The organism is Corynebacterium gottingense (assembly GCF_003693265.1).
Taxonomy (GTDB): domain Bacteria; phylum Actinomycetota; class Actinomycetes; order Mycobacteriales; family Mycobacteriaceae; genus Corynebacterium; species Corynebacterium gottingense.
The window spans coordinates 1-2,666 of sequence record NZ_RDRE01000080.1 but is presented as its reverse complement, the minus strand read 5'-3'; the positions used below and the strand labels follow the sequence as shown (position 1 = coordinate 2,666).

General features: G+C 67.1%; 3 protein-coding genes. All 3 read left to right on the top strand.

All coding sequences use genetic code 11. From position 1 onward, the window contains the following. The coding region (locus EAW56_RS11645) for a site-2 protease family protein (protein ID WP_208636518.1) at positions 1 to 425 on the top strand (425 nt) is incomplete at its 5' end. Positions 426 to 454: 29 nt separating this feature from the next. Further along, the gene (ispG, locus tag EAW56_RS11640) at positions 455 to 1,615 is read left to right on the top strand and encodes a flavodoxin-dependent (E)-4-hydroxy-3-methylbut-2-enyl-diphosphate synthase (protein WP_095277430.1); all 1,161 of its coding nucleotides are present in this window, start codon (positions 455 to 457) and stop codon (positions 1,613 to 1,615) included. Positions 1,616 to 1,677: 62 nt separating this feature from the next. Continuing rightward, a partial coding sequence (locus tag EAW56_RS11635; protein ID WP_279629705.1) for an NTF2-like N-terminal transpeptidase domain-containing protein occupies positions 1,678 to 2,666 on the top strand: 989 nt, incomplete at its 3' end.

Below are 2,666 nucleotides of genomic sequence, written 5' to 3'. Positions count from 1 at the left end.
TGCACGCAACCGTCGATGGCATTCTCGCGTTCCCGAGCAAGATCCCGGGCGTCGTGGCATCCATCTTCGGCGCGGAGCGCGACGTCAACGGCCCAGTCAGCGTGATCGGCGCCTCCCGCGCTGGCGGTGAGCTGGTCCAGCAGGACCTGTGGTCCATGTTCTGGATGATGTTGGCCAGCATGAACTTCTTCCTCGCCCTGTTTAACCTCGTGCCGCTGCCTCCGCTGGACGGCGGGCACATCGCGGTGGTGCTGTATGAAAAGGTGCGCGACCTCGTCCGCAGGCTGCGCGGGCTCGGACCCGGCGGTCCGGCGGACTACGAGAAGCTGATGCCAGTGACGTACGCCATGGCTGCGGCGCTGCTTGTGGTGGGGCTCTTCGTCATGGCCGCGGACGTGGTGAACCCGATCCGCCTCGCTGGCTGAGCTTGCGTGCGGTGCTAGAGTTGGGCACTATGAATCTCCCCATCGGATTAGGTATTCCTGAAGGCCCGCCACCGACCCTGGCGGAGCGACGCAAGACCCGCCAGCTGATGGTGGGGAACGTGGGCGTGGGCTCCGAGCACCCGATCTCGGTGCAGTCCATGACCACGACGAAGACGCACGACATTAACGCGACGCTGCAGCAGATCGCGCAGCTGACCACCACCGGTTGTGACATCGTCCGCGTGGCGTGCCCGAAGACGGTGGACGCGGACGCGCTGCCGGCCATTGCGGCGAAGTCCCCGATCCCGGTGATCGCGGACATCCACTTCCAGCCCAAGTACATTTTCGCCGCCATTGATGCCGGTTGCGCTGCGGTCCGCGTGAACCCGGGCAACATCAAGGAGTTCGACGGCCGTGTGAAGGAGGTGGCGAAGGCGGCGGGCGAGGCCGGGATTCCGATCCGCATCGGTGTCAACGGCGGTTCGCTGGACAAGCGCCTGCTGGAGAAGTACGGCAAGGCCACCCCGGAGGCGCTCGTCGAGTCGGCGATTTACGAGGCCGGCCTGTTCGAGGAGTACGGCTTCGGCGACATCGCCATCTCTGTCAAGCACTCCGACCCGGTGCTGATGGTAGAGGCGTACCGTCAGCTGGCGGAGAAGACCGATTACCCGCTGCACCTCGGCGTGACCGAGGCAGGCCCGAAGTTCATGGGCACCATCAAGTCCTCCGTCGCGTTCGGCGCGCTGCTCTCGCAGGGCATCGGCGACACCATTCGTGTGTCCCTCTCCGCCGACCCGGTGGAGGAGATCAAGGTGGGCGACCAGATCCTGCAGTCGCTCAACCTGCGCCCCCGTAAGCTGGAGATCGTGTCCTGCCCGTCGTGCGGCCGCGCGCAGGTGGACGTGTACAAGCTTGCCGAGGAGGTCACCGCGGGTCTGGAGAACCTGGAGTACCCGCTGCGCGTCGCCGTGATGGGGTGCGTTGTCAACGGTCCGGGTGAGGCTCGCGACGCCGACCTGGGCGTCGCCTCCGGCAACGGCAAGGGCCAGATCTTTGTCAAGGGCGAGGTCGTGGAGACCGTCCCCGAGGCCGACATCGTGGAGACCCTGATCCGCCACGCGAACCGAATCGCGGAGGAAGAGGGCATGGAGAAGGGCGACGGCGGCGCCGAGGTCAAGGTCACTAACTAGACCGAAGCTTGCTGTGAGCGTGGCAGCGTCGGGCGAGTGCCCGGCGCTGCTATTTTTATCCCATGCAACGACTCCTCGCCCTGCTCACGGGCGCGGCTGTACTTACCACCGCGCTCGCCGCATGCACCCCGCGCCCCAACGATGCGCAACCCGTGGCGCAGGAGATGCTCGAAGCGATCGCGTCCCGCGAGGTGGGGGAGCTCGATGCGCTTGTCGACGACCCCTCGACCGCCGCCACCTCCATCAACGAGAATTGGGACGGCCTCCAGGCCGAGGCGCTCGACGCCCGGATAACCAGCGTGAGCCAGACAGAAAACCTCGCCACGGCCAACTACTCCATGAACTGGAAGCTGCCCCGCGGCCGCGAGCTCAACTACGACGGCCAGATGACGCTCACGCAGTCGGGTGAGAACTGGCAGGTGCGTTGGCAGCCGAGCGTCCTTCACCCGCGCCTTGGCGCCAACCAGCACCTGGAGCTGCGCTCGATCACGCCGAAGGAGGCGAGCGTCGTGTCTGCCGACGGCGTCGAGCTCCTGCGCCCCGGCGTTGCCTACCGCCTTTTGGTGGACAAGGACGCGATCGGCTCCGTGCCCGACACCGCGTTCAAGATCTCTCAGGCCCTCGCCGCGGGCCACGAGGCGGATCGCGCGGTGCCGCTTCGCGACGCCGGCGAGCTCACCAACGAACTCGAAGGCGCAGGTGGCGTCTACTCCGCCGCCATGATCCCCCAGGCCGCGAAGGGGGTCGTGGAGCACGAGCTCAACGGCATCCCTGGGGTGCGGCTGAACGAAGAGGCGTCGATGGTCAACGCCGACCCCGCGTTCGCCCCGGACATCATGGCGCGGGTCGGCCAGCTGGTCCGCGACGACCTTGAGGGCGACGCGGGTTGGAACGTGAGCGTGGTGAACGAGAACGGGGCGGCCTACGAGGAGCTGGAGCGCGAAGACGCCGCGCCTGCGCCCGCCGTGCACATCAGCCTGGACCACCGGGTGCAGCAGGCAGCCGAGTCTGCGCTGGAGCCGGTTGCGGGCCAGCAGGCGATGATCGTGGC

Coding starts and splice junctions, on each gene's coding strand:
- ispG (WP_095277430.1), top strand. CDS start 455: ATGAATCTCCCCATCGGATTAGGTATTCCTGAAGGCCCGCCACCGACC.